This is a genomic window from Alteromonas sp. 38 (assembly GCF_902506055.1).
Taxonomy (GTDB): domain Bacteria; phylum Pseudomonadota; class Gammaproteobacteria; order Enterobacterales; family Alteromonadaceae; genus Alteromonas; species Alteromonas lipotrueae.
The window spans coordinates 1042087-1068182 of record NZ_LR733300.1 but is presented as its reverse complement, the minus strand read 5'-3'; the positions used below and the strand labels follow the sequence as shown (position 1 = coordinate 1068182).

Annotated in this window: 26 protein-coding genes; 10 read left to right on the top strand and 16 right to left on the bottom strand. The window is 43.2% G+C overall.

The annotated features are described in order from the left end of the window. Positions 1-233: 233 nt before the first annotated feature. From FLAVO9R_RS04505 to wecA, 3 genes are all read right to left on the bottom strand, one after another. On the bottom strand, positions 234-1103 hold the full coding sequence (locus FLAVO9R_RS04505; protein ID WP_159529176.1) for a glycosyltransferase family 2 protein: 870 nt from the start codon (positions 1101-1103) through the stop codon (positions 234-236). Then, entirely contained in the window at positions 1100-1987 is an 888-nt protein-coding gene (locus FLAVO9R_RS04500) for a glycosyltransferase (protein WP_159529174.1), read from the bottom strand. The genes FLAVO9R_RS04505 and FLAVO9R_RS04500 overlap by 4 nt, the downstream gene beginning before the upstream one ends. A 127-nt stretch (positions 1988-2114) precedes the next feature. Then, positions 2115-3170, bottom strand: coding sequence for a UDP-N-acetylglucosamine--undecaprenyl-phosphate N-acetylglucosaminephosphotransferase (gene wecA / locus FLAVO9R_RS04495; RefSeq protein WP_159529172.1), 1056 nt, complete (start codon positions 3168-3170; stop codon positions 2115-2117). A gap of 422 nt (positions 3171-3592) precedes the next feature. Here wecA and FLAVO9R_RS04490 point away from each other — a divergent pair, with 422 nt between their 5' ends. The 8 genes from FLAVO9R_RS04490 (at position 3593) to galE (ending at position 11774) form a co-directional block, all read left to right on the top strand. Further along, on the top strand, positions 3593-4003 hold the full coding sequence (locus FLAVO9R_RS04490; RefSeq protein WP_159529170.1) for a hypothetical protein: 411 nt from the start codon (positions 3593-3595) through the stop codon (positions 4001-4003). 16 nt (positions 4004-4019) lie between these two features. Next, positions 4020-5831, top strand: coding sequence for a polysaccharide biosynthesis/export family protein (locus FLAVO9R_RS04485; RefSeq protein ID WP_232370718.1), 1812 nt, complete (start codon positions 4020-4022; stop codon positions 5829-5831). Positions 5832-5833: 2 nt separating this feature from the next. Further along, positions 5834-6613 carry an ABC transporter permease gene (locus tag FLAVO9R_RS04480; protein ID WP_159529166.1) on the top strand — a complete coding sequence of 260 codons (780 nt, stop codon included), beginning with the start codon at positions 5834-5836 and terminating at the stop codon, positions 6611-6613. Beyond that, positions 6610-7284 (top strand): ABC transporter ATP-binding protein, encoded by a 675-nt coding sequence (locus FLAVO9R_RS04475; RefSeq protein ID WP_159529164.1) that lies wholly within the window; start codon positions 6610-6612, stop codon positions 7282-7284. Before FLAVO9R_RS04480 ends, FLAVO9R_RS04475 begins: the two co-directional genes overlap by 4 nt. A gap of 11 nt (positions 7285-7295) precedes the next feature. Further along, positions 7296-8420 (top strand): capsule biosynthesis protein, encoded by a 1125-nt coding sequence (locus tag FLAVO9R_RS04470; protein ID WP_159529162.1) that lies wholly within the window; start codon positions 7296-7298, stop codon positions 8418-8420. A 368-nt stretch (positions 8421-8788) separates the two neighbouring features. Next, positions 8789-10309 carry a peptide MFS transporter gene (locus FLAVO9R_RS04465; RefSeq protein ID WP_159534387.1) on the top strand — a complete coding sequence of 507 codons (1521 nt, stop codon included), beginning with the start codon at positions 8789-8791 and terminating at the stop codon, positions 10307-10309. Between the two features lie 143 nt (positions 10310-10452). Next, positions 10453-10755, top strand: coding sequence for a DUF6170 family protein (locus FLAVO9R_RS04460; protein WP_057796321.1), 303 nt, complete (start codon positions 10453-10455; stop codon positions 10753-10755). Next, positions 10752-11774 (top strand): UDP-glucose 4-epimerase GalE, encoded by a 1023-nt coding sequence (gene galE, locus FLAVO9R_RS04455; RefSeq protein ID WP_013785225.1) that lies wholly within the window; start codon positions 10752-10754, stop codon positions 11772-11774. The genes FLAVO9R_RS04460 and galE overlap by 4 nt, the downstream gene beginning before the upstream one ends. A 156-nt stretch (positions 11775-11930) precedes the next feature. Here the strand turns inward: galE and FLAVO9R_RS04450 are convergent, their stop codons facing one another. The 10 genes from FLAVO9R_RS04450 to ccmA are packed head-to-tail and all read right to left on the bottom strand — an operon-like array spanning position 11931 to position 20070. Beyond that, a complete protein-coding gene (locus FLAVO9R_RS04450) occupies positions 11931-12791 on the bottom strand; it encodes an MlaA family lipoprotein (protein ID WP_232370717.1) in 861 nt (286 codons plus the stop codon). Further along, complete coding sequence (ccmI, locus tag FLAVO9R_RS04445) at positions 12791-14089, bottom strand: c-type cytochrome biogenesis protein CcmI (protein ID WP_159529158.1); 1299 nt, start codon at positions 14087-14089, stop codon at positions 12791-12793. Before ccmI ends, FLAVO9R_RS04450 begins: the two co-directional genes overlap by 1 nt. Then, positions 14086-14529 carry a cytochrome c-type biogenesis protein gene (locus tag FLAVO9R_RS04440; RefSeq protein WP_159529156.1) on the bottom strand — a complete coding sequence of 148 codons (444 nt, stop codon included), beginning with the start codon at positions 14527-14529 and terminating at the stop codon, positions 14086-14088. Before FLAVO9R_RS04440 ends, ccmI begins: the two co-directional genes overlap by 4 nt. Then, positions 14526-15146 carry a redoxin family protein gene (locus FLAVO9R_RS04435; protein WP_159529154.1) on the bottom strand — a complete coding sequence of 207 codons (621 nt, stop codon included), beginning with the start codon at positions 15144-15146 and terminating at the stop codon, positions 14526-14528. The genes FLAVO9R_RS04440 and FLAVO9R_RS04435 overlap by 4 nt, the downstream gene beginning before the upstream one ends. Further along, on the bottom strand, positions 15143-17188 hold the full coding sequence (locus tag FLAVO9R_RS04430) for a heme lyase CcmF/NrfE family subunit (RefSeq protein WP_159529152.1): 2046 nt from the start codon (positions 17186-17188) through the stop codon (positions 15143-15145). The genes FLAVO9R_RS04435 and FLAVO9R_RS04430 overlap by 4 nt, the downstream gene beginning before the upstream one ends. A 2-nt stretch (positions 17189-17190) precedes the next feature. Then, on the bottom strand, positions 17191-17751 hold the full coding sequence (ccmE, locus tag FLAVO9R_RS04425) for a cytochrome c maturation protein CcmE (RefSeq protein WP_159529150.1): 561 nt from the start codon (positions 17749-17751) through the stop codon (positions 17191-17193). A gap of 36 nt (positions 17752-17787) precedes the next feature. Continuing rightward, positions 17788-18003: a heme exporter protein CcmD gene (gene ccmD / locus FLAVO9R_RS04420; RefSeq protein WP_159529139.1), complete on the bottom strand. Its 216-nt coding sequence runs from the start codon at positions 18001-18003 to the stop codon at positions 17788-17790. Continuing rightward, positions 18003-18752 carry a heme ABC transporter permease gene (locus FLAVO9R_RS04415; RefSeq protein ID WP_159529137.1) on the bottom strand — a complete coding sequence of 250 codons (750 nt, stop codon included), beginning with the start codon at positions 18750-18752 and terminating at the stop codon, positions 18003-18005. Before FLAVO9R_RS04415 ends, ccmD begins: the two co-directional genes overlap by 1 nt. Continuing rightward, entirely contained in the window at positions 18752-19420 is a 669-nt protein-coding gene (ccmB, locus tag FLAVO9R_RS04410) for a heme exporter protein CcmB (protein WP_159529135.1), read from the bottom strand. The genes FLAVO9R_RS04415 and ccmB overlap by 1 nt, the downstream gene beginning before the upstream one ends. Beyond that, complete coding sequence (gene ccmA / locus FLAVO9R_RS04405; RefSeq protein ID WP_159529133.1) at positions 19417-20070, bottom strand: cytochrome c biogenesis heme-transporting ATPase CcmA; 654 nt, start codon at positions 20068-20070, stop codon at positions 19417-19419. Before ccmA ends, ccmB begins: the two co-directional genes overlap by 4 nt. A gap of 185 nt (positions 20071-20255) precedes the next feature. Between ccmA and FLAVO9R_RS04400 the strand changes: the two genes are divergently transcribed. Both FLAVO9R_RS04400 and FLAVO9R_RS04395 read left to right on the top strand, forming a co-directional pair. Continuing rightward, positions 20256-22742, top strand: coding sequence for a flagellar hook-length control protein FliK (locus FLAVO9R_RS04400; protein ID WP_159529131.1), 2487 nt, complete (start codon positions 20256-20258; stop codon positions 22740-22742). Next, positions 22739-23050 carry an EscU/YscU/HrcU family type III secretion system export apparatus switch protein gene (locus FLAVO9R_RS04395; protein ID WP_159529129.1) on the top strand — a complete coding sequence of 104 codons (312 nt, stop codon included), beginning with the start codon at positions 22739-22741 and terminating at the stop codon, positions 23048-23050. Before FLAVO9R_RS04400 ends, FLAVO9R_RS04395 begins: the two co-directional genes overlap by 4 nt. 113 nt (positions 23051-23163) lie before the next feature. On the opposite strand, the gene FLAVO9R_RS04390 is transcribed toward FLAVO9R_RS04395, so the two are convergent. From FLAVO9R_RS04390 to FLAVO9R_RS04380, 3 genes are all read right to left on the bottom strand, one after another. Next, entirely contained in the window at positions 23164-23916 is a 753-nt protein-coding gene (locus FLAVO9R_RS04390) for a sulfotransferase family protein (RefSeq protein ID WP_159529127.1), read from the bottom strand. Between the two features lie 101 nt (positions 23917-24017). Continuing rightward, positions 24018-25214: an ABC transporter permease gene (locus FLAVO9R_RS04385; RefSeq protein ID WP_159529125.1), complete on the bottom strand. Its 1197-nt coding sequence runs from the start codon at positions 25212-25214 to the stop codon at positions 24018-24020. Further along, a complete protein-coding gene (locus tag FLAVO9R_RS04380; protein ID WP_159529123.1) occupies positions 25205-26005 on the bottom strand; it encodes an ABC transporter ATP-binding protein in 801 nt (266 codons plus the stop codon). The genes FLAVO9R_RS04385 and FLAVO9R_RS04380 overlap by 10 nt, the downstream gene beginning before the upstream one ends. Positions 26006-26096: the final 91 nt, after the last annotated feature.

The window sequence follows — 26096 nt, the reverse complement described above, 5'->3', positions numbered from 1 at the left end:
CTTCATCATGAAGCACATATTTCAATTCATATCACATATAACTGGTGCTAATCAGCGCAACATCATTGAAAAATAATGTTTTTGAAATAAAAGGATTTGGCTAATCAACGCCCCTTTTTAATTCAGCGTTATGCACCAAAAAATATCACCTGCACATCTTTAGTGAAACCTTACATTCATTAAGCAGTGCTTTTAAAATTCCAACTAAAACCATTGCATAAACAACGTAAAGCCTACTTTATACTAGGCTCTTGAATCTTTCCTTTCTTCGCACTAATACCGTCGGCCAGCCCTTTCAGTAAATAATGCCCACGCTTTTTACCATCTGGAAAGTAGAATCGATTGACAATATAACGTAGCGGTATTGCGGGAAGATGACGGCACTTCCAATAAAGTGGTACATATCCCCTTCGCGCTAAGAGTAATACGTTCCTCATTTGATAGTAAAGTCGAATAGGTGCGCCTTGCTTGAATGTTAGGCCTAGCACCTTTACACGATCATCGCCCTGACGGTGCGGCATGCATACTGATAAAGACTGAAATATAGAAAAACCGAGATTATTGGCGCGCCAGCACCACTCATGATCCACACCGTCTATGAATAAGCCTGTTTCTTTATTTCCGACTGTAGAAAATGCTGAAGAAGATAGCATCATACCTGAAGCAATAATTTGTTTTACTTCTCTAACCTTGCTATCGATTTGACGTCCCTTTTGAACTCGGCCTACGGCAAGCTTACCGGTAAATTGACAATGTATGGAAGGGCCAAGTGCCGCTATTTTATGGGAACGCTCAAGCTCGTGGTACTGAGCTAATAAGTCTACTGCCATATTTACCGTAAATAGACTATCTTGATCTAGCACTACCGCATGTGAAAGACCATTTTTAAATAGATAATTGAGGCCTACATTCTGAGCCTCGGCAATGCCTACGTTTTCAGGATAATGGAAGTACTGGCAGTGAGAAGAAAGCGATAAGACAGTTTTTTCAGGAGAATTGTCGACTAATACAATGGGCCATTCACAGTGCATGAACCCATCGATAAGTGATTGCACATGTTGAATATCAGGGTGATAAAGTACAACGACAATTCCACAGTTCAATGTTTACCAAACCTATCCAATAAATGACGATCGAGTTTATACGCTAATTTAACGACTTTTCCAGGCATCAATCGAAGCGTGAGAACCCCGCACGCATATGCGGCATTGTAAGGCGTTAGCTTTTTCAGTTTAAGCATGGCATTGAACCTTGCTCTAAATTCATTGAGTGATTTACTAAAACCTCTGCGCTTATAAAAGTTGTTTACGCGCCTGAATTTCAATAAACGATCTTTAAGATTTCTAAACACGAAACCGTTAGAAGCCAGGGTTACCCAAAGAAAATAGTCTTGGGTGTTCATTAGGTTGCTGTCGTATCTATAACCTTGCTCAAACACCGTGTAACGTATTACTACGGTAGGATGATTCAGTGAGCACCGTCGTGGCAAAATACTGACAATTTGCTTGTGAGACGAAGGCATGACCCGCGCTCCCACTTTCTCACCGTGCTCGTTTATTTCAGTCAACGCTGACCCCAACACTGATATATAGGCATGCTTTCGCAAATAACTTATTTGCCGAGCGAGTCGAGTAGAAATCGAGATGTCATCCGCATCCATTCTCACGAAGTAAGAAGGGTTCAACGATAGTCCCCATTCGGCCGCCTTGTTCATGCAGCTAGCCAAACCAGGTTTAGTCGCGTTTTGGGCAAGTACAACCCGAAGGTCAGAAAAGGCTTTATCTTTGAGTTTATTCATCATCTTAACGGTAATTTCCCCGTCAATTACAATGATAAAAACAAAATCTCGATAGGTCTGATTGAGGATGCTATCAATTGCTTGTTCTACCCACTCGACCTTGTCCCCCCCATAAACCGCCATAGCGACTAAGGTTTCAACACGTTTTTTCTTATAGTTGTTGTGAAGAATAGAAAGGTTCGAGTCCAAACAGAATTACCAATTTTAAAGCGTTGATACATGGAAAAGTAAAAGAAAAGCGCTTTCTAATCTTATTACACCGGCGTTAGAAATTTGTTTTTAGCATTCAATTTATCAACGCATTAGAAATATTACTCTAACGCTTTTTGATAAAGCGAAGTACGCTCCAAATGTTCTGAATGACGATACTATACAAGACCAGTAGACAAATAAAACCCCAAAACATGGTGTATTCTGGCACTAGGTATATTTCACCCAGGATCCCAATTATGCAATAACAGGCTCCCATGCATAGTATCGCGATGAGAGATTGGCGACTTGATAACCCAGCACGCATGAAAATGTTATGTAAGTGCTGGCGGTCGGGGCGCAGCATAGACTGCCCTTTGCGTGCACGGCGGTACATTATTGCTGCCATATCCATCAATGGCAATCCAACCAACCACACGGCGGTAATCGGTCTAAATGCAGCACTAACACCTTGGGTATGGTCGACTAATAACCATACTATCGTAAGGCCCACGAACATACTGCCCGCATCACCCATAAATATTTTATTTCCTTTAAAGCCCTTCCAACTCAAGTTAAAGGCTAAAAACGGTACGATGGCAGCTACAATAATTAGAGGCTCCATAATGGCAGCGCCATTGCCAGTAGCAATCAGAAAACCCGCTAAAGTAAGCAGAATAACCAGGCTCATGCCCCCTGCAAGTCCGTCAATACCATCAATCATATTAAAAGCATTGATAACACCCACCACGCACACAACAGTAAAAAAATATCCGCCAATATCGAGCGCAATATCGCCACCACCAAAAATATTACCTAAAGACGTGACATAGTTTTGAGCACTCCACGCCATTATTGAAGCTACACCAAATTGACACATTAAACGCCCTTTAGCGCTTAAGTCGAAACGATCATCAAGCATACCGAGAAGTACAACAAAGGCAGAAGCAGTAAAGAATAAAGGATTGTTTTTCATCCAAACATCAGTCGCAACACTCGCGACCAATACCGCCATAAAGATGGCGACGCCGCCAGTTAATGGAATGATGCCCGCATGGCGTTTTCTCGCGCTTGGTTGATCAACCAAGCCAAATTGATGTGCTAGCGGTGTCATCACCACTAACAGAATAAGTGCTACAAAAAACGCAGTAAAAAGAGGAACAAACTGCAAGTACGCTAACATATTAAACAAAACCTCGTGCCACCGCGGCTCATACCACCAGACATCAGTACTTCACTGATTGGTGTTCTTCCAAAGTGTGACATGTGAACCAAATTGGTATCCATATTAATACAACGTCCTTTAACGACCTACCGAGGGCTTCATTCTTTTATTTGAAAAGGATAGGAAAAACCCCCTTATCATAATAAACATTCTGTGTTGTAACCACCCTTAGTGGCAAAAACTTTTGTAACAGGAATAATAATGACTAATTAGCACCAATATTTCGTATAAATTTAAAACAACACGCCTTGAGCGCGCAACATTTTGAACAAATAAACATCCATCGACATGCAATTCGCAATGTAACGCATGACGAAAGCATGTTTTTTTTTGTTCTTATGGTATCCTAGCGCCAAATTGCTATATGGATATGACAGTCAATGTTAAATACGCATAAAGGGGCTTGCTTACTCGTTGCGCTAACCAGCTTACTAGCGGCGTGCAGTAACGTGCCTAAATCGACAACCGCCGATATTCCACTAGTACACGCTTCGCTAGCATACTCTTTGTCTGCCGAAGAAGATGTAGCAATAAGCATTCCAAATTTAAATTCTTCGTTTAGTCAGGGGCAGAGCATTCAAATTATGCTTGAAGGCATTGATTACGAGGCGACTAAATTGTATACCTCGGCAACCGGTAACGACTGCATTCGCTTTCAAGCTACACTTTCTGCCACCCAGTCCAAAAATGAATATACCAAAGACAAGGTTACCGTTTGTAAACGCGACGGGGCGTGGTCCATTTTGAGCCCACTGGTTGCTTCGGCACAAGTAGAAGTAGAAGGAGAATAAGTTGAAGTCGTTACATTTGGTTTCTTTAACTGCCGCAGTCGCACTTTCAATCAGTTTATTTTCTCAAGCAGTTTACGCGCAGAGTGCGGAACAAATAGAACAGTTAAGACAACGCGCCCAACAAACAGGCTCGTCATCAAGCTCTAGTACTGCAGCTGGCGTGTCCCCTCTCAGCGTTCAGAGTCAACGTACACTGCCCGGCGCAGGTAGCGCACAAAGTACAATGGGGCAATTTAGCACTCAGCCAAGAGATGGCCTTTCTCTTCCGGGTGAGCCAACTATTGAAAGTGTTTTCCCCCAACAAAAAGCAATGGCTAACCCACCGTTTGCTGCCAACCTATTTCTTGGCGGCTTCGAGTCAGAAAGAACCACAGGCTTAAACGATAACTACCTGGTTGCCCCTGGGGATAAAATTTCTATATGGCTTTGGGGTGCAATCAATTATTCAGATGTTTCTACTGTTGATAACCAAGGCAACATATTTATACCCAATATTGGCCCAATTCGGGTTGCTAACACGCCAGCGGGTTCAGTAAACCAGACAGTCAGTAGTAAAATTCGTCAGGTTTATACCAACGATGTAAATGTATACGTCAACCTACTTACTTCAACACCTGTGGCAGTCTATGTTTCTGGTCCAATTTTACGTCCTGGGCAATATGCGGGCTTAGCATCTGATAGTGTTCTGTATTACTTGAAACGGGCGGGAGGTATCGATTTTCAACGAGGTAGCTTCCGTAAAATAGATGTTATTCGCAACAACGAAGTTATTGCAACCGCTGATTTATATGCATTTTTCAGGAACGGCAAGCTTCCAAAAATTTCTTTTAAAGATGGTGACACCATATTAGTTCGCCCTATCGGCAATACTATCGTGGTGGAAACTGGTGCCAGAAATAGTTTCACCTTTGAGTTTTCAGATGAGGAACTTACCGGCGAGGTAGTGAACTACTTTGCACGACCGGGTGAATTTGCTTCTCATGCTTCTGTCGCTGGCGTAAGAGATAATAAACAGTTTGCACGTTACTTAAGCTTAACCGACTTTGAAAGCTTACCTTTAAAAGCCGGCGATACAGTAGAGTACGTGGCTGATAACGAAGCACAAATTTATCGTATTAATGTAGCTGGCGCATTTTCAGGTGCATCACAATTGATGGTAGATAAAGGTACACGCTTGCTTGATGTGCTTGATCATATTGAAGCTGATACAACCTTGTCCGATACGCAGAATATTTATCTCCTGCGAGAAAGTGTTGCTATAAAGCAAAAAGAAATTATCGAGCAAGGCTTAGAGCGATTAGAGCGCAGTATGTATACTGCTCCTATCAGTTCTACCGGTGAAGGCGCTATTCGCGCACAGGAAGCTCAACTTGTGGCTGACTTTATTGCCAGAGCACGCCAAGTTGAACCCCAAGGCCGCGTGGTTGTGTCTGAAAATGGCGACACTGCGAACATTCTTTTAGAACCTAATGATACGATTGTGATCCCAGAAATTACGGATCTTATTCATATTGGTGGCGAAGTTTTACTCCCTCAATCGGTTGTATTTAACCCTGACGCAGATACTGAAGATTATATTGCATGGGCTGGCGGTTTTACCGAACGGGCTGAAGATGAGCGTATCTTGATTGTGCGCAAAAATGGCAACGTTGCGTTTGCTAATATTGATAATGGTATTTTAACGGCTAACGGCAGTGGCGCTAAATTATTACCTGGCGATCAAATCATTGTGCTGCCGGCTATTGATACCAAGGTGCTTCAGGCAGTAAAAGATATTACGCAAATTGTCTATCAAATCGCCATTGCTGCGAACGTAGCCACAGACTAATTATGGTAACGTTCAAAGAACAAGTTTACGCTTGGAGAAGTGTGATTTTCGCACTTTTCCTGCGTGAGTTTCAAAGTAAGTTCAATGATAAATTTGGGCTAAGCTGGGCCTTTATAGAACCATTTATTTTCATTGCTGCCCTTTCGTTTATAAGAGGCTTGATCAGCGGCGACGATGTTCACTCTATACCATTATTCATATTTATGATGATTGGGCTCGTTGGTCTGCAAACCCTAACCACCAACCTTCAATCAGTGTCCACGTCTATTCGCCGCAATAAACCTTTGTATGCATTTAGGCAGGTTCAACCGCTTGCCGCTGTAGTGACTGCGGGCTTTGTAGAATTATCGATAAAAACCGGAGTGATTGCACTCCTTGCGTTGTCACTTTATCTTTTGGGTGATGGCTTTGAGATTCATGACCCACTGCTGTTGATCACCCTTTACATCCTACTTTGGTTATTCTCTGTTTCAATTGGTTTGGTGTTTGGTATTGCGCTTGCTTTCGTCCCTGAAGTAGACAAAATAAAATCAATGCTTACACGCCCCCTTATGTTTATTTCCTGTGTATTTTTCAGCCTTCAAGATTTGCCCGAATACCTCTGGCCGTATTTCACTTGGAATCCACTAGTCCACTTTAACGAGCTTGCTCGATATGCTTGTTTTGAGTCTTACGGACATAAAGGGGTATCGTTTAGCTTTGTGGTAGAAATTACCATTGTATTCTTATTCTTGAGTCTTTCTCTGTATCACATTACGTGGAAAAAGGTATTGTCACGATGATCAAACTAGAGAACGTGACAAAAAGCTACCCGAGTAAAATGGGGCCCCAATATATATTTAAAAATCTTAACTTTGATTTTCCAACCGAGAACAACGTAGCCATATTAGGTAAAAACGGTGCGGGTAAATCCACCCTGTTTCGCATGTTGGCAAAAAGCGAATACCCCGATAAAGGGCGCGTGCTTACTAATAAAGCGATGTCTTGGCCAGTCGCACTGCAAACAGGCGTGCATCCCCAAATGACAGGCCGTGAGAACACACGTTTCATCGGTCGTATCAATAACGTGGCGTCGTTACCGGAATACGAAGAGAAGGTTCAAGCTTTTGCTGAACTAGATAACCGTTTCGATTTACCCGTGCGGACGTACTCATCAGGTATGCGGGCTAAGTTTGTATTTGCTTGTTGTATGAATATTGACTTTGATATTTATCTTATTGACGAAGCCACTTCCGTAGGCGACCCACTTTTTAGAAAAAAAGCCAGGGCGTCACTTAAAGAAAAAAGTGAAACTGCCGGCGTTATCATGGTCAGTCATGAACTCGATCAAATTCGAGAATTCTGTACCTCTACCGTTATTATCGATGACGGAAAATTATCGTATTACGCTGATCTCGAAGAAGGCATTGACGTGTACACGCAAGATGCAGCTAACAAAAAATCGTTAAAATAGGTTTATTAAACGTGGAAAAAACTCTTACTAAGCTGAATGAACTGATGAAACAGCATAAAACGCTTTTGCTTGTGCTGCCTTGGTTTTTATATGCCTTCTATCTCATTGTATGGGCTGCACCTCAATACGAAAGCCAAAGTCAGTTAATCGTAAAATCAAGTGATGGCGGTAGCAGTTTCGACCCTTCATCTATACTTATGTCGGCAGGCATGGGGTCAAGTGGGTTTAGCAACGAGAGTCAGTTGGTAGAAGCCTATATCAAGTCTGCAGATATGATTAAGTACTTAGACGAAACCATTAACTTAAGAGAACATTACATGTCTGACGAGGCCGATTTTTTTAGCGGCTTATCAAGTTCTCATAAGCAGGAAAGCTTCTATCAGTTTTACTTAGACCACGTTGAAGTGAGTGTAGATTCAGCTTCTTCTGTTATTTCACTTCGTACCCGTGCTTTTAACCCCGAATTCGCGCAAGTTATAAATCAAGCTATTGTGGTAAAAGCGGAAGAATTTATAAACAATATCAACAATAACCTAGCCAAATCAAAGCTTACATTTGCTAAGGGTGAGCACGAGATTGTTGAGCAAAAACTTCAACAAGCTAAAACAGAGATTTTAGGCTTTCAGTCAAAATATAATGTGCTTGACCCTACCGCAGAAGGCGCAGCTTTCCAGCAAATTGCATTTTCGTTAGAAGCCACCTTGGCACAAAAGAAAGCGGAGTTGAGTACCATTTCAACCATGATGTCTGATGCTGCTCCTGAGGTGATTAACATCAAGCGAGAAATTGGTGCACTGCAGAGTGAAATTAATAAGCGCAAAGAGCAGATCAGTACCACTGATCCAGATAGTTCTGATACTGACCTTTCCGTAGGTGAACTTATGGCACAATACAGCAACCTACAGGTTCAGTTACAGTTAGCTATACAAGCATTTTCTTCTTCACTGATTACCCTTGAAAATGCCCGAGTAGAAACCTATCAGAAATTACAGCACTTGGTAACTATCGAGACGCCTACGCTGCCCGATGACAATAAGTATCCCACGGTTGTTTACAACCTAGTCTTATTTGGCGTAATACTTTTATTGCTTTATGGCATCGTTCGAATTGTGCTTGCCACGATTAGAGAGTTGTAAGGGTCAATACCTAGAAACCTATTTGTATCGCACTTCGCTGCTATTTTTAATAGCATTCGTTGTAATACATTCGTTGTAATAAAGAGTGCGATACAAATTTTCAAGTAAACGACAGGCAGTAGGCGATTCCCCCATATTTTTAGCGCCAGCCCGCGAAAATCATAAAGTGTAACCCAAGCAACAACGCTCAATTTTCAAACAAAACGTGCTTTTGACAGGCTTAAAAGTAGAGTTTAACGTCCAAATCTTGTGTCTTCACTCGAGCTTTAGTATAACGGCTTATCCTTTATTGGAGCTATATCAAAAGAGCGTATGCATTAAGCGCTCTACTATAACAACCATAATTAATATGGAATGATAACGTGACTATAAAAAAATCTAACGACACCAGCTTTTTCGGCCATCCAGGGGGCCTTCGTACGCTGTTTTTCACAGAAATGTGGGAACGCATGAGTTATTACGGCATGCGCGCCCTTCTTGTTTTATTTATGACAGCCAGCCTACAAACTCAAGGGCTTGGTTTTACGGTAGCCACCGCGGGGGCAATTTACGGCCTTTATACCGGCGCAGTTTACTTTTTAGGTTTACCAGGAGGTTGGTTATCTGACCGCCTCATTGGTGGTAAAAAAGCCGTATGGTACGGCGGTATTATCATCTTCTTAGGCCATGTAGTACTTGCTATCGACTTACAAAACTTATTTTTTGTAGGTTTAATCCTTGTAGCGACAGGTACTGGTCTATTAAAACCCAATATCTCAGCTATGGTAGGGCAGCAATATGACGATGAAGATGCTCGCCGAGACAGTGGTTACGCCCTTTATTATATGGGTATCAACATCGGCTCTCTTATTGCCTATTTGGTAACGGGTTATCTACAGGAAAACTGGGGCTGGGATTATGCCTTTGGTGCGGCAGCGATTGGTATGGCTATTGGTCTTATTCAATATTACTTTACCAACTCATCGCTAGCGTCAGACTCAACAGCTCCAACTAACCCTTACACGGGCAGCGCTAAGAAAACCGCGTGGACAGCAGTTATTGCAACCGTAACCTTAGCTGTCGTCGTTACCGTTCTTGCCCACATGGGAACAATTGTTATTGACCCTCTTGCACTCGCTCAGCAAGTGGCTGTATTTTTCACTGTGGTATTTTTTGCTTATTTCGGTTTTATCTATTTCAAAGGCGCACTAAGTGATAATGAAAAAAGACGCATGTGGGCGTTGTTTTTAGTCTGTATTGCTTCTGCGTGTTTTTGGTCAGGCTTTGAACAAGCCGGTTCATCTTTAAACTTGTTCGCTCAAAACTATACCGACAGAGCTTTATCCGCTGGTTCAATTTTCACGTCATGGTTCGGGCTTTCTACCATTCCAACCGTATGGTTCCAGCTTTCAAACTCGCTATTTATTATTATCCTTTCGCCTTTCTTCGCTGCGCTTTGGATTAACCTTGCTAAGCGTATGATTGACCCTTCGTATACCCTTAAGTGTGCAATTGGTCTTGTGATTATGGCAACAGGCTTCTTGGTAATGTTTATGGCCTCTCAGTACGCTGCACAAGGTTTAAAAGTAGCCCCTATGTGGTTGGTCACTACTTACTTCTTACATACTGTTGGTGAATTATGTTTAAGCCCCGTTGCACTGAGTGCGGTAAGTAAACTATCGCCCAAGCGTTTTGCCGGTCAAATGATGGGTGTTTTCGTTTTAACCTACTCTATCGGTAATATTATTGCCGGCCTATTGTCAGGTAATTTCGATCCTGAAAATGTAGCCGAAATGCCTAACCTTTACCTACAAATCGCGTTGTTTAGTATTGCTATCGGTATTGTGATCGCACTGCTGAGTCTCAAATCACGTTTTTGGGAAAAAGCTGGCGTTGAGTCGCAAGCCTAAGTTGATTAGTAAAAATAGGAACAGGTGATTAAATTTTGCTGAAAAGAGCTCATTAGACCAATTACGGTTTGAACCTTTCCTGCAATCACCTACAATAACCGCCGTTACACAATATGTGTCGGCGGTTTTTATTTGAGTACGCTATGAAATTTTATTTTTCCACCCGAAATATTCCTCAGCTAAAAGGTCTCCCTCTTACTGAACGCGTTAAGCGTTTAGACAGAGCAGCTTCACGAATGACCGTTCCAGAAAAAACACTCATGAACGTGCTCAAGCTACTGGTTTTCATACCCGCTTTTGTGCTTATATTACAAACCGCATCGAACTGGACATCACTGTTGTGGGCGGGACTCGTATTTCTTCTGTACCCGCTTTTAGTTAAGCCTATACAACATTCTATCTGTGCTAAATATTTGGCACCTAATTCAGACAAGGAGCATGCATGAAAACCATCTTGGTTACCGGTGGCGCAGGATACATTGGAAGTCATACTGTACTTCAATTACTCGAACAAGATTACAGCGTTGTTGTCTTGGACAACTTGGCGAACTCGAGCGCAGAGTCACTGAGACGTGTTGAGGCTATCTCAGGAAAATCCGTCACTTTCGTTCAAGGTGATATTCGCGACACTGCCGTGCTTGATGGTATATTTAGCGAGCATACGATTTATGCGGTGATCCACTTTGCGGGCCTAAAAGCCGTAGGAGAATCGGTTCAGCAGCCCCTGTCTTACTATGAAAATAACGTTTATGGCACGCTTACCCTGTGTAAATCAATGCAAAAGCACAATGTTAAGAATATTGTGTTTAGCTCCTCTGCTACAGTATATGGCGATCCTGCAGCCCTTCCATTGCGCGAGGACATGGCTACTGGACACCCAACCAACCCTTACGGCATGTCTAAATTGATGGTAGAACATGTGTTAGCTGATTTGTTTGTGTCAGATAGCGAGTGGAATATTGTATTACTTCGCTACTTTAATCCTGTAGGCGCACACGCATCAGGTAGCATTGGAGAAGATCCAAACGGTATACCAAACAACCTAATGCCTTATATTTCACAAGTCGCTACGGGAAAATTAGAAAAACTCAGCGTATTTGGTGACGATTATGATACCCATGATGGTACTGGTGTACGTGATTATATTCACGTAGAAGACTTGGCAAATGGGCACTTAAAAGCGATTGATAGAATTGCTTTAAATATGGGCCTTGATAAATATAACTTGGGAACTGGTCAAGGTTATTCAGTGTTAGATATGATCAAAGCGTTTGAAAAGGCATCGGGTAAAACAATCCCTTACGCTATAGCACCGCGCCGTGGAGGCGATGTAGCTGCATGTTATGCAGACCCAACTAAGGCAGCTACCGAACTTAATTGGCACGCTGAAAAAGGCTTAGAGGCCATGTGTGCAGACACATGGAATTGGCAATCACAAAACCCTCAGGGCTATCCTAAAGCTTAATCAGCCTGTCGCATATTTAGTAAGATTGCTCGCAATAGTGCGCTAAGCAGGATTTGGAAAAGCCCCTCAACGAACTGTCGTTGAGGGGCTTTTTTGTTTTATTTTGCATTGTGTTACTTTGTTAGCTGTAAACTAGTAGTACCATAGGGCTATGAATTAATTACCTTCAGGGCCATCCTCTTCTGGCTCGTCTTTTGAATCGTCAGCTTCAACATCCGTTTCTTCATACTCCAGCATGGCTTCGAACTCGGCAAAATCATCAAGCTGTTCTTCTTCTAACGCTTTGTCACCACTTTTGCCATCGGTAACTTTAAACGCTAGGTTTTCGAAATAAGCATTTTTCACAAACGCATAGTCGTCGACTGATTGTTCAAGTTGTTGCTCTTGGTCAATTAATGAAGCACGCCCCTCTAATAGGGAAACCAAGTACCGTGCAATAGCAAACTGCCCATCGATAATTGCCATAGGGTATACCATGCCGTCAACAACACTACCCGTAAAGCTTCTAGGATCGTTAGGCCCTAACGCAGGCAGCATTAAATAGGGGCCGGTATTTACACCCCACACGCCCATAGTTTCGCCAAATTCTTCTTCTTTTTCGACTATTCCGATGTGCGAAGCAATATCAATAGTACCAAACAGACCCACTGTCGAATTAAGTACAAAACGCGCTAAGCTGTCCATTCCATCATCAACTTTACCTTGGAACATATTGTTCATAAAATTTGCCGGTTCTTGCAAGTTTTCAGCGGCATTTAGTAAACCGGTACGGGCAAACTGCGGCATCACGGTAACGTAACCAACCGTGATAGGCCTTAAAACGTAAGCATCTAATACTTCCCAGTTGAAATCCCACATCACGCGGTTCACAGACTCGAGGGGATCTCTAGGGTCGCCAGCATCTTGAACGGATGTGTTATTTTGCTCAACTTGTTGAGACGCTTGCTGACTTGCGCACCCGCCTAACAAACTCGCTAATAAAAGCGCACTTACCGAGACCCATTTTGAAAATTTAATCACAATAATTCCTTCTCTATCATCACGTTGATGTCTTTCACGTTTTGAGGTGCCACCTCGGTAACTTGACTACCTTCCCATTCCCCAGGCGATACAGATACATCGCCATCAGCAGATACTCGAGCGGTAAGCGTAACTTTGCTGAGTGAGTCCAATGTGTATTGCGGCATCATTGCATTATCCGTATCTAATGCAACAGTGACAGGAAAATCTTGTAACGGGATCTTAACCACGGCCGCCGGCATTCTGTTTTCGGAGTTCGCATCTTGCGCAAACACAATAAGAAAGCCGGATTGTGGTAACGCTGAACGGGCTTCATCAGATACATTAACGGTAATATTAAAACCTGTTTTCGTACTAGTAGTCTTTTCATTCGCGGGCGCTTGCGTACCAGATGATTCATCTATGGGACTATTATCTTGTACAAGCACTTGCCCTTCTAGCGCTTGAAGTTCTTTCTCTCGCATGGCAAGTCGCTGACCAATATCATTACCCGCAGGCAACTTATCTTTAACTTGCCCATAATAACGGGTTAGGTTTTCTAAGTCGCCTAACTGGGCAGAAACCACCGCCATCATTAGCGCTAAATTATCATTTTCTGGCGTACTGCGTAATAACCCCTTAAGCACACCTTGTGCGCGATTGAGGTTATTCACATCACCCGTAGTCATCAAAGCTTGTGCTAGCGTAATTTGGTGGGACGTATTCCCAGGCTTTATCGCAACGGCCTTATCTATGGCCTCAATGGCCTGCACTTCTTGGCCTAGGCTTGACATAAGCCGCCCCACATATAGCCAGCCCGTATCATCTTCAGGGGTTTCTCGTAGGCGTTGACGAATGGCCAATGCCAAATTAGCCACATCTTCAGGCCCTAAATCACTTCCATTGCCACTGGCTAATTGTGCGCTTAATTCTGGTAACGCTACAATAGCATCAGAGGCACGCTGCACTTGGCTAAATTGATTCACCGAAGCGTATACCACTACACCGGCAACGACGGCGACTAGACCACCAATAAGTAAAGGAAGACCTGCCTTGCCAGTACGTGTTGATTCAAAACTACTTTCATCAACCAGTGCGACTTTTAGTTCATCAACAGCCACTCGCATATCGTGCTCGGTGATTAAGCCTTCTTGCACTTCTCTTTCAAGCTCTTGCAATCGCTGCTTTACAATTTGCGTGTTGCTTAGGTTATCAGCTTTAGCGTGATTTTTTCTACGAAGCCAAGGGAATGCCAACAGCATAAGTACTAAGGTAATTAACCCTGAAACAACAATATAAAACTCAGTCCAACTCATTCTTTTTCCTGCTCAAGCAATGCATCTGCCTTAGCCAGTTTGGCTTTGATATCCTGCGGAGCCGTCGAAGATTTCCGGCGCACTACAAATAAAAGCGCGAAAACGACAAACAACACAGGTGCAGCCCACAGCCACATGGTGGCAATGGTTACCGGTGGTTGGTAATGCACAAAATCCCCGTAACGGGCTTTCATGAAATCGATAACTTCTTGCTCAGACTTGCCTTCTTTCAACAACGCATAAACTTTACGGCGCATATCGTGGGCAATCATGGCATCACTGTCGGCAATATTCTGGTTCTGGCACATAGGGCAACGTAGTTCGGCGGTTAAACTCAAAAATTGAGCACGTTGCGCAGGCGTATCAAACGCAAAGTTATCTTCAGCACTAAAAGCAGAGAAAGCGATAAATAAAGTTATAACGAATAGTAAATGTTTCATTCGCCGACTCTCTTAATGCTCTCTGTTTCCTTTTTACCATCAGCCTCGGCCACCAACTGTTGATAAAGCGGCCCCACTTTGTTTTGCCATACACGTTCATTGATATCACCAATATGATGCATGCGAATAACCCCGTTAGCATCCAGTACGAAGTGTTCTGGGGCGCCAGTAACCCCTAAATCCAAAGACGTATCGCGATATACATCAAAAATATTAAATGCATAAGGGTTACCGTACCGCCTTAGCATACTAGTAACTTCTTGTTGTACTCGGGTGAGTGTTTTTGTCCCAAAGTCAGGGTCAAGATCTTGGTCAAAGTACAAACCCACAAACTTTACTCCTAGCTCATTTTTAAGCTGGGTTAAATACGGCATTTCTACCGCACAGGTTACGCACCACACTCCCCATACATTCACAATAGTCACCTCACCTTTCAGTGAATCTGGCGTGTAGGTGGTATCGGGTTGCATTAAATCGGGTAATGAAAATTCAGGCAGTGGCTTGCCTTTCACTTGTGAATCTAGCTCTCGTGGGTCTGAAAACAATCCTTGGAATAAGAAAATCACCAGCATGAAAAAAAGAATCAATGGAATGACAACTAAAGGCGCCTTTTTCATTGTGTAACCTCCTGACTGCCGGCATCACTTGTATTTTTCGTATCTGCTTCAGGGGCGTGTGCCTTTCCTGTCATGCGGTTAATAGCTTCCGATACTTTTTTCACTTTGGCCATGCGATAGCGCTTATCGCTAATAGAGAAAATACCGCCAATCGCCATGACAACCGCGCCTGCCCACAACCATGCTACAAACGGTTTTATGTAAATACGAACTGCCCAGGCGCCATCATCAAGGGGCTCGCCCATGGCAATAAATAAATCCCGCGATACCGTAGAGTGAATTGCTGCTTCTGTCATTGGCATACGCTGAACTGTATACATACGCTTTTCTGGTTCTAAATGCACAACCAATTCATCCTCTCTGTTCACATCAAATACACCCACATCAGCGGTGTAATTTGGGCCTTGGAATGGCTTAACATCGGTAAAAGTAAAAGCATAACCGCCAAGCTCTACAGTTTCGCCCACTTCCATTCGCACATCCCGCTCCAACTCATAGTTAGACACCAAAGTAATGCCGATAATACTGATGGCAAAGCCGATATGGCCTAATACCATGCCCCAATGACTTGATGTGAGCTTGCGTAGCTTTGTAAAGGTACTGGTATTACTTGGGTTAGCGTTAACACGCTGAAGCACTTCTTGCACGGTAGTAACTAAAATCCAAAACACGAGTATCATGCCCAGTACACCCATATACTGTGGAGTGTCGTAACTAAAATTGACCAAAAGCGCTGCACTTATTGCAATTCCACCAGCGACAAGCAACTGATTTTTAAGTGCACCTGCAGTCTGGTGTTTCCAGCGAGTTAAAGGGCCAAGGCCTAAGAACAACACAAACGGCACAATCAACAGGGTAAACATTTGATTAAAAAATGGCGCCCCCACTGAAATACTGCCTAGGCCTAGTTCTTTATGAACCAGTGGCAATAAGGTACCAAGTAACACCACTAACGTAGCGGCACACAAAAATACATTATTACCCATGAGCAATACTTCACGAGAAAACGCTTGGTATCGACCGGGGCTCTTTAAAGCTGAAGCGCGCATGGCATATAGCAACAAGCCAAAGCCACTCAACACGATAAGAATACCGAGTATGAATAGCCCACGGGTTGGGTCGCTTGCAAAAGAGTGAACGGAAACAATCACTCCTGAGCGAACTAAGAAGGTTCCCAACAAACTCAACGAAAACGCAGCAATAGCGAGTAATACCGTCCACGACTTAAAGGCTTTTCGTTTTTCCGTTACCGCCAAAGAGTGCATCAAGGCGGTTCCTACCAACCAAGGCATAAAGGATGCGTTTTCTACGGGATCCCAGAACCACCAGCCACCCCAGCCAAGTTCGTAGTAAGCCCACCAGCTACCAAGGGCGATACCTACAGTAAGAAACGCCCAGGCAGCAATGACCCACGGACGAGCCCAACGCGCCCATGTGGAATCGAGTTGACCTGAAATCAATGCAGAAATAGCAAAAGCGAATGCCACTGAGAAGCCTACATACCCCATGTATAACATTGGTGGGTGAATGATCATGCCAAAATCTTGCAGCAGCGGGTTTAAATCTCGGCCATCGACAGGGAAAAACGGCAACATGCTATTGAAGGGATTTGAGGTAAGCAGCATAAACAAATAAAAGCCAATACCAACCATACCTAACACCGATAGCACCCTTGCAACCATGGTAAGAGGAATACCTCGGCTAAATATGGCGACTGCTACCGTCCAAATTGACAGCATTAAAACCCACAGCAAAAACGAACCTTCATGTCCGCCCCAAACTGCAGTAATTTTATAGACAAGTGGAAGCTGGCTGTTGGAATGCTGCGCCACATACTCAACGCTAAAATCGTCGGTAACAAAGGCATAGGTTAAACACAGGTAAGCAATAAGGGTGAACAAAAACAGTCCAATAGCCAAGGGCTTTGCGGTAGCCATTAACGTGTCGTGCTGACGGTGAGCCCCCCAAAGCGGGTAAACTGCAAGTAAAATAGATAATACTAAGGCGAGTGTTAACGCGATATTCCCAATCTCAGGTACCATGACTACTGGCCTCCTGGTTTAGACTTTGATCCTAGCTCTGATACCGTCTCTGACTCTAATTCTGGACTCGCTTCATACTGATAAGAAGATGAAGCATCGGTGACGGGCATATTGGCAGGTTTTTCATGTTTAATACCCTTCATTTTTTCTGCCAGCTCTGGTGGCATATATTCTTCATCATGCTTAGCCAGAACTTCTTGCGCAGTAATTTCTGTTGCCGAAGTAAGCACACCGGTAGCCACAATCCCTTGGCCTTCACGAAACAAGTCAGGCAGTATCCCCGTGTAGGTCACCGTAACGATGGGGCCCGTATCTATTAAATCAAAGGACACCGCTAAGCTTTTGCTGTCTCGACTCACACTACCAGGCACAACCATGCCGCCAATACGAAGCCGCTGACCAACATGGGGCATTTGCCCTTGCTTACCTTCAATAATTTCACTTGGCGTATAAAATAAATCGATACTGTCGTTCAATGCATAAAGCATTAAACCAATAGCGCTGACAATTAGCAGCCCAACGATGCCCACTACCGCCAAACGCTGCTTTCTTCTAGGATTCATGCAACTATCTCACTTTAAAAACTACTGACTACAACTTTACCGTGCTGATGAAGCGTGTGATTTCTCTCTCGCTTCTTTAATTCGCACCTGACGCTGTTGTTCTTTTAAAACCGATTTCAGTAACCCTTTATGTTGGTGAAAGCTTAATACTACTAGCAGTATCATTGCTCCAAAGGTCACACCAAAAGATAACCATACATAGAAGGCATAGCCTCCCATGTCTAAAAATGCTGAGAATGAATCAAACTGCATTAGCTATTCTCACTTGTTGCTTGCGCCAACTTTTGCACCCAAGGGCGATGCATTTCACGACGCACAATTTCGCTGCGTAACCTTACCGTAGTGACTGCCCCAATAAAAAAAGCAAAACCGAATAAGCTAATTAATAAAGGCCACAACATTTCAGGCGCAATGGAAGGCTGATCAAATTTGCTGATGGTGGCCCCTTGATGCAAGGTATTCCACCATTCTACAGAGTAATGAATAATAGGAATATTTACTACGCCGACTAAAGCCATCACGCCTGCTGCTTTACCGGCTTGTTGTTTATCTTCAAACGCACCGTAGAGCGCAATAACACCGATATACAAAAATAACAAAATAAGTTCTGAGGTAAGGCGTGCATCCCAAACCCACCAAGCACCCCACATAGGTTTACCCCAGGCTGCACCGGTAAATAACGCAATAAAAGTCATGACGGCACCCACTGGCGCCATGGCTATCATGCTCATATAGGCCGTTCGCCACTGCCACACCATTCCCACCAACGCGGCAATGGCCATAGCCACATAAGTGCCCATAGACAACATGGCGCTTGGCACATGAATATAGATAATACGAAACGAATCACCTTGTTGATAATCTTGAGGTGCAAATGCCAGCCCCCATACCGTACCTACGGCCAAGCATAACAATGCCCCCAACCACAACCAAGGTTGTAAGGTTACGCACAATTGGTAAGCATTTTCTGTTTTAGCGTAAGGATGTAACCACTTCCACATCAGTTTTGACTCACTTTCAAAGAATAAGCTATGGCAAACGGCGCAGCGGCAGCAGCCAATAACAGCATGGCGCCAATAATAGCAAGTTGAGGATGATAAGGTAATTGCAGTGCGGCAGAATCTACAGCAGATGTGGCAAAAATCAGTAACGGAATAAAAACGGGGATTAAAAGCAATGCTAAAAGCAGTCCACCCCGTGCTAGTCCCACCGTTAACCCCACTGCAATCGCACCAATTAGCGACAACAACGGTGTGCCAATTAACAAGGTAAGCATTAATGCTATAAACATGTCCACGCTTAGGTTTAAAAACATCGCGAGCAACGGCGACAAAATCAATAAGGGCACAAAACTCACTAGCCAATGTGCCAGTACTTTAACCGTAGCAACGGCCGGCAATGACATGCCACTTAACGTATATTGTTCTAAAGAACCATCGATAAAATCATCACGAAAAAGCCGCTCCATTCCTAACAAGGATGACAATATAGCCGCGATCCAAATAACGCCCGGGCCAATACGTTGCAGTGTTTCTGGAGAAGGGCTTACGCCCAAGGGAAATAGGGTAACCACCATCAATAAAAACATGAGGGGTTGAACCAGCTCAGCTTTTTGCTGAAACGCAATCTGCATATCACGTTTGAAGATACCGAGTAGTAAGGGATTCAAAACCGGTACTCCAAATCGACACAGCGGTGCGTACCCGCTTCAGGAGACAGCGCTTGGTGGGAAGTAGTAATAATCATGCCGCCGTCTGCCACATGCTGCTTCATTTTACGCTCAAGTAATATTACGCCTGCAGTATCAAGGGCAGTAAAAGGCTCATCTAATACCCATACCGTTGCAGTCTTAAGCCAAAGCCGACTCAGTGCCACACGACGTTGTTGTCCAGCAGATAAGAACCTGACGGGCACATCTTCAAGGCCAACTAACCCTAAGTGTTCAAGCACTTGATAAATAGTGCTATCAATATCAGAAATTTGTTTGAGAGTTTTATTTTGAATGCCGTGCTGCGCTAGCCAAAAGCGTAAATTATCAATGGCGGACAAAGCACCATTTAGTGCGCTTTTGTGGCCTAAATAAATAAGGGCTTGATAATATAATGAAGGATTGCTGCTAATGTTCACGCCGTTAAAAGTCACGTCGCCGCGTTCTGGCGAACTTAAGCCAGTAAGAATACGCAAAAGGCTGGTTTTGCCTGCACCATTCGGTCCACGCAAATATACTAATTCCCCTGCATTAAGATTAAACGAAAAATCGTCAAACAAAACACGATCGCGTTTTATGCAAGTTAGTCCAGATGCATATAAACCGGACACGCACGCTCCTTTACTATTCACTGTTCAAAACCGGCGTAGTTTATCACAGTAAGTTTCTTTCGCAGTCGCGAATTATGATTAAATATGATTTACTTCAATCACAAACGCGGTGATATGCCTCGCTTATTACCTATACTTTATACTTACCGATTAAACTCGCCGCTCACCTGGCCGATAAGCTCGTTATGACATCACAGTTAAGCGCACTGCTTTCAAACATTACTCAGGATACTTCAGGGTCGAAATCGTCGGCATCATCCGTGCTGAACAATTTATCCCAAGCTGCGGCACTCGATACCGCCGCGAAGGTAACTGTGGCGCGATTGCCTGAACAGGTACTTGCTATTCAGATTAAAGGACAGCCGGCAATACAGGTCTCACTTCCTAAAAGTGCAAATCTCCTGCCGCCACAGCGCCCTCAATTAACCTCTTTCAGTCAAGGTGGACCAACACAAGCTGCCCTTATTAGCACTGAAACAGGAATGAGTACCAGTCAAGTTACGGCGATGCAGCTTAAAACCCTTTCACTTTCTTTAGCGACAATGCTGGCTTCTATGCCGACACCACAACAGAACATGCGCATTCACGTGCAGGCAACTGTTACGCAATTAACAAGTAATCAACTGAGTCTAACGCTAGCAGATGGTCAGCAATTAAATTTATCACTAAAGCCTGACGCCGCAGGGCAATTGAGCGCCGATATCAAAAACAATGGCAAGCTGGTTTCACTCTCACTTAATCAAGTGCCTGGTGATACCGGTAAATTGACTGTTTCAGTAACCTCAGGGAAACAAGCGAACTTAGCGAGTCAAGGTACTCAATCAGCAGCATCCAATTTACTAGCCGCCCCTCTATCAGTGACCGACAGCAAAGTTACGGCGGTGCTCACCAATGCATTGCGTTCCCAAGGTGTCGCCTTCGGGCATGGAAACCCTGTTAACGGAAATGTGCCTGATGCCATCGCTAAGCTACTCCCTAATATTCAAACACAAAATACCTTACAGCAAGTATCCATGCTCAGCCTTAAGGGCAATACATTAACATCGTATACCGCGGCCAGTCAGGCAGTATTGACGTTCCCTACACCTGAAGGCGGCGCTGCCATTCCAAGGGCTTCAGATCAACTTGCCGTTAAACTCAGTGCTTTAACCGTACCATCTGGAACTAGCGCTGATGCCAAGAGAGCCCCTATCGCTGCAGACAGTAAAAGTACTAGTGAGAATGTGGATAAAAGCGTTAAAAGCGATGCCACTAATCAAACAGGAAATTCAGCACAAAAAAAATCGTTAACCCCAATCTCGATGGTACAAGACAGTAAAGGGGTTTCCATACAAGGGACTGATGTTCACAAAGCAATCATTACTTTATCTCGCGCACTGCTTAGCCAAACAGGCTCTACCCAACAGGCGCTAACACAGTTAACGGCAATACTTAATGGGACTGTGGAAGGCAGCGATAAAACCACTGCCGTATTAAGTCAAATAGCAAAGCAAATTACGGGAATAAACAGCAACGCAATACCCAGTACTAGACCGCTGTTGACACCCCAAGCACCTAGTACAACTGCCACACCTGCCTCATCTAATGTGGGCCAGGGGAGTATTGCTTCTACCAATGACAATAACGCTGCTATAAGAAATGGCGTTTCAGATATAAATACAGAGAACGCTGATATTAGCTTACGAAAAGGTATTTCTCAGCTTATCGCTTTGCTAGGAGGTTCTGGGAATAATAATCGGGGGAATGCTACTCAAGGAAGTGCTTCGCTGGGTATTAACAACATTGTGACACGTCCAAATACAAACCCTTCGAGTGATAAAAATGCAACTCAAGTAGCTGGTTCACAGGATGCAGAAAAGAGTGGTGTAGAGGCAAAACCCTCAACACTAAGCCCCCAACAAAACACACTAGCGACGCAGAACAACGCCGATGCATCTATAGCGTCGCGTCTTCATGCTTTAATCAACGCCCCCGCTATCGCGGTAACGCCGTTAACCTTAACATCTCCGATTGCCGCTTCTAATTTTGTGCAAGGTTTAGTGGCATTGTTACAACTATCTTTAGCGGGTAGAGCGCTATCGAGACAACCTTCTCTCAAAGCACAAATTGATTCACCGGAGAGTATTATTAGTAAAACGATAACTAATACGTCTGGTACATCCCCTTCTAGTAGAGTTGCGCAAGATATTGCCAACCTCGACAGTCGCACAAATTTATTGGCTAATTTAAAAACCTTATTAGCGAATCATCAACACAGTAAAGTAACTCAAGCCGAAACTCGGGTTCAGGGGCAAGATAGTTTTTTCTATGCGTTACCTTCCGTGTCTCAACATTACGCACCAGCAGAACTTTTAGTGCAAAGAGAGCCTGACCGACACCAAGGAAAAGAAGGTAAAGAAGGAGGGCGACGTTTATGGAATGTTACAATGAAATTGGATATTGGTGATGCGGGCCAGCTCCTTGCTAAATCCAAGATAGACACCGATACCATAACTATCGACCTTTATACTTCCAATGAAATCGTACTGGCTCGGGTTGCTGATACCCTCCCTTTTTTAGAGCGGCGATTAGCTGATTTAGGGCTGAATGTTGAAAAAATGAGTTTTCAGCGAGGCCATATACCTGACACACTGAATAAACGTCCACATCAAATTTTTGAGACCAGAGTATGAGCGAGAAAGCGAAGCGTGCTATTGGCCTCAAATATGATGGAGGCGACAATAAAACAGCGCCGAAAGTAGTGGCAAAAGGCTACGGAGACCTTGCAGAAGCGATTATCGCCATGGCTGAAGAGTCAGGTATTCTTATTCATGAAGATCCGTATCTTAGCGAAGTGCTTAGTTCATTAGATTTAGGGCAGGATATTCCCGAATCTTTATATTTTGTTATCGCAGAACTGCTAGCATATTCCTATGTTCTGCAAGGCAAAATACCGCCTGGTTGGGAAGGTGTGGTGAAGTATATAAATTATGAGGTATAGGCGATTATAAAGCTGTTCATCACTTTCGTTTACTTGATTTCAGACTTATTTCGCGTGAAGTCTTGGTAGCATTCAGATGAATATCGCAGTAAAAAAATTCAGCTAGAGCTTTTTTAAAAAGCTTTTAGCCCACTCACTTTCGAATAAATTTCCTTAGCCTTGTTCAACAAAGTAGGATCAAATTCCAACGCTAAGTCGTTTTGTGTTTTTATTATTTCACCAGCAGAAATATTCAATGAAGGGTCACCGTGACCAGCACTCCCAGTCTTCTTGAATTTCTTATATGAGCTGGTTAATTCAGTGCCAAGACCCAGCCAATTTCTAATTTCACTCAATGTTTCAGTGGTTGAATCAACAATATTATCAGAATCGATTATCAGAACGTCTTCATATTCTTGAGCAATTTGGTATAAGTAATTAAGTCGATTCGTGTAGTATTTAAGCATGGCATCAACATCTAGGTATCCCTTATCCCCAGTAACATCTCCCATTGCAACAATACTTTTTACCGTCGCCTCAGGTTCGCGTACTAAGATTATAATGTACACATTCTTTCTTTTTAAAATATCATGTGAAACAACAAAACTGTTATGTAGCAACTTATCGAGAAAAAAGCCTTTCGTTGTTGATTGCCCAGTGTCTTTTAGCAATTCCACATGCATTTTTATAAGCGAACTTTTTTTAGGGTAGTCATAATGAAGTTCACCATATCCACACACTTCATCATGACTGCCAAGTACATGCGACAACAGGGAAGACCGACTGCGCATATGACTCAAAATTAGAATGTAACTTTGTTTTTCTAACAATACACTCGGGTGTTTAAGAATTAACAGCGCCTTATCTATTTTACTTTTAATTGACACTAGCTTGATATCCTATCAGCAATACAATTACATCATGGTTTAAAATTCATACTGACTTAAAACACAATGAAGTTCAAGATAAGGCTAAGGCACTATAAAGTTTATCTAAAAAGTACCTTTTCTTTATTAAACCAAAATACGCAAAACGCAATGAGTGCGACGGCGATGGCGGCAGTAGAGGTAAATATGCCAAACAAGGCAAAGTAATCCATAGTGCCTTTAAATAGCTCCTTCATCGCTAATGCAACATTGGTAAGTGGCACCCAAATCCAACCACCTTCTAATTTGACCCCTGGCATCATGGCAATTAACACAGGGAAAACTACTACCATAACAAGTGCCCCCATATAACTTTGGGCTTCTTTAAATGATCGAGCATAAATAGAAAGAGACAATAAGACCGCGGCAAATATTGCCACTACCGGTATTAGCATTAAAAAGATAAGCACAAAATCAATGATGCCAATCATCGCCATCACCTCTGCTACAAATTCAATTGCCAACCCTTGAGACAAAACAATGCCCCATATGGCCATGGAAGATACGGTGATAAGTGCTGTAATTAGGCCCGCGACACCGATGGTAAAGAATTTTCCCAATACCAGTTTATAACGCTCCATCGGCGATATTAATAGTGTCTCTAGCGTACCTCGCTCTTTTTCACCCGCACCTAAGTCTGATGCTGGTGCCATAGCACCTTGTAGGCATAAAATGAAAATGAAATAAGGTAATAACCCGCCCAAGCGTTCACCCCAAACTTCACGATCATCAGCTATATTTTCTTTTTCAATGACAATAGGCGCGAGTAACGCTTGTTGCTGTGACTCATTCAGTCCTAAGTTTGCAAAGGCCGTTTTTTGAAATTCATCAGTGTAAACATCGACTATTTCAGACACTCTTCCTAAAACTTTATTTAAGCCTGCGTCATTTAAATACAATTGCAGCTTATGCTGACCAGAAGTGAGCACCTCGTTGTTAAAGGTTTCTGGGATAACTAAAACGAAGTCTAGTGTTTCATCTTTAATGAGCTTGGCATAGTCAGCGTCACCTTGGATATCCACCATCGTAAATTTGTCAGTTTCATTTGCGAATTGTTGCGACATCTCTGGCGCATATTGCTCGCCTACAATTGCATATTTCAATACTACGTTTTCGGCCTTTTCAGCGGCGGAATTCATGAAAAACATGGCTACACCGAAAATTAATGGGAAAAGCAGTAAAGGCAACACAATCATGAATATAATAGTTTTGCGGTCGCGTAATAACTCTTTAAATTCCTTTTTAAAAATTAACCACATTGCCCTACCTCCGCTGTATTCATTTTTAAAGTGTGCAAAAAGCTTTTATGCATTTGCCCGTCAGATAGCGCACTAAAAGCGGCAAGGGAATCGTTAAATACACTTTCGCCTTGATTAATCACCGTTACACGGTCGCAAAGCATTTGAACTTCATCCAAATGATGGGTAGAAAAAATAACTGGCGTTCCTTTATCTTTAAGGCGCTGGATAAAGTCCATCACTGTTGATGTGGCCATAATATCTAAGCCTGTAGTAGGCTCATCAAGCACTACTAAGGAGGGTTCATGAATAACAGCGCGGGCAATGGCTGTTTTTTGTTTCATACCAGAAGAGAAGTTTTCTGCGCGTCTGTCTAAAAAGCTCTGCATGTCGAGTAAGTCAGCCATTTCTTCAATACGTGCAGAAATTATCGATTTAGTAATGCCGTGTAATTCGCCAAAATATGCAATATTTTCTCGCCCAGTCAGTCTGCCATATAAACCAGTTGAGCTAGACAGAAACCCTATTTTTTTACGCGCAATTATGGGGTTGGCTAGTACGTCTTCACCATCAATTACCACGGTGCCGCTATCTGGCTTAAGTGCGGTTGAAAGCATGCGTAATGTAGTGGTTTTTCCTGCTCCGTTAGGGCCAAGCAAACCAAGTACTTCTCCCTGCCCACATGAAAACGATACATCTTTCACTGATTGAAAGTAGCGCCCTTTTAATCGTGGATCCTTTTTCTCTTGCTCACTTAGCTTTTTGGGGTTCTCCACCTCAAAGCGTTTAGCAAGGCTAGATATTTCAATCATTATCCCTTCCCTTTTTTATTATTTAATATCGAATGCTTACAGTACTAGTCTTTGCCTTTCTATTTTTATTACAGCGTTACTGTTTTTTTAT

What these genes read in the sequence shown, in the direction of transcription:
- wecA (WP_159529172.1), bottom strand. Translation starts at nt 3,170, where the DNA reads ATGTTAGCGTACTTGCAGTTTGTTCCTCTTTTTACTGCGTTTTTTGTA.
- FLAVO9R_RS04490 (WP_159529170.1), top strand. Translation starts at nt 3,593, where the DNA reads ATGTTAAATACGCATAAAGGGGCTTGCTTACTCGTTGCGCTAACCAGC.
- FLAVO9R_RS04480 (WP_159529166.1), top strand. Translation starts at nt 5,834, where the DNA reads ATGGTAACGTTCAAAGAACAAGTTTACGCTTGGAGAAGTGTGATTTTC.
- FLAVO9R_RS04475 (WP_159529164.1), top strand. Translation starts at nt 6,610, where the DNA reads ATGATCAAACTAGAGAACGTGACAAAAAGCTACCCGAGTAAAATGGGG.
- FLAVO9R_RS04460 (WP_057796321.1), top strand. Translation starts at nt 10,453, where the DNA reads ATGAAATTTTATTTTTCCACCCGAAATATTCCTCAGCTAAAAGGTCTC.
- galE (WP_013785225.1), top strand. Translation starts at nt 10,752, where the DNA reads ATGAAAACCATCTTGGTTACCGGTGGCGCAGGATACATTGGAAGTCAT.
- ccmI (WP_159529158.1), bottom strand. Translation starts at nt 14,089, where the DNA reads ATGAGTTGGACTGAGTTTTATATTGTTGTTTCAGGGTTAATTACCTTA.
- FLAVO9R_RS04440 (WP_159529156.1), bottom strand. Translation starts at nt 14,529, where the DNA reads ATGAAACATTTACTATTCGTTATAACTTTATTTATCGCTTTCTCTGCT.
- FLAVO9R_RS04435 (WP_159529154.1), bottom strand. Translation starts at nt 15,146, where the DNA reads ATGAAAAAGGCGCCTTTAGTTGTCATTCCATTGATTCTTTTTTTCATG.
- FLAVO9R_RS04430 (WP_159529152.1), bottom strand. Translation starts at nt 17,188, where the DNA reads ATGGTACCTGAGATTGGGAATATCGCGTTAACACTCGCCTTAGTATTA.
- ccmE (WP_159529150.1), bottom strand. Translation starts at nt 17,751, where the DNA reads ATGAATCCTAGAAGAAAGCAGCGTTTGGCGGTAGTGGGCATCGTTGGG.
- ccmD (WP_159529139.1), bottom strand. Translation starts at nt 18,003, where the DNA reads ATGCAGTTTGATTCATTCTCAGCATTTTTAGACATGGGAGGCTATGCC.
- FLAVO9R_RS04415 (WP_159529137.1), bottom strand. Translation starts at nt 18,752, where the DNA reads ATGTGGAAGTGGTTACATCCTTACGCTAAAACAGAAAATGCTTACCAA.
- FLAVO9R_RS04400 (WP_159529131.1), top strand. Translation starts at nt 20,256, where the DNA reads ATGACATCACAGTTAAGCGCACTGCTTTCAAACATTACTCAGGATACT.
- FLAVO9R_RS04395 (WP_159529129.1), top strand. Translation starts at nt 22,739, where the DNA reads ATGAGCGAGAAAGCGAAGCGTGCTATTGGCCTCAAATATGATGGAGGC.
- FLAVO9R_RS04385 (WP_159529125.1), bottom strand. Translation starts at nt 25,214, where the DNA reads ATGTGGTTAATTTTTAAAAAGGAATTTAAAGAGTTATTACGCGACCGC.
- FLAVO9R_RS04380 (WP_159529123.1), bottom strand. Translation starts at nt 26,005, where the DNA reads ATGATTGAAATATCTAGCCTTGCTAAACGCTTTGAGGTGGAGAACCCC.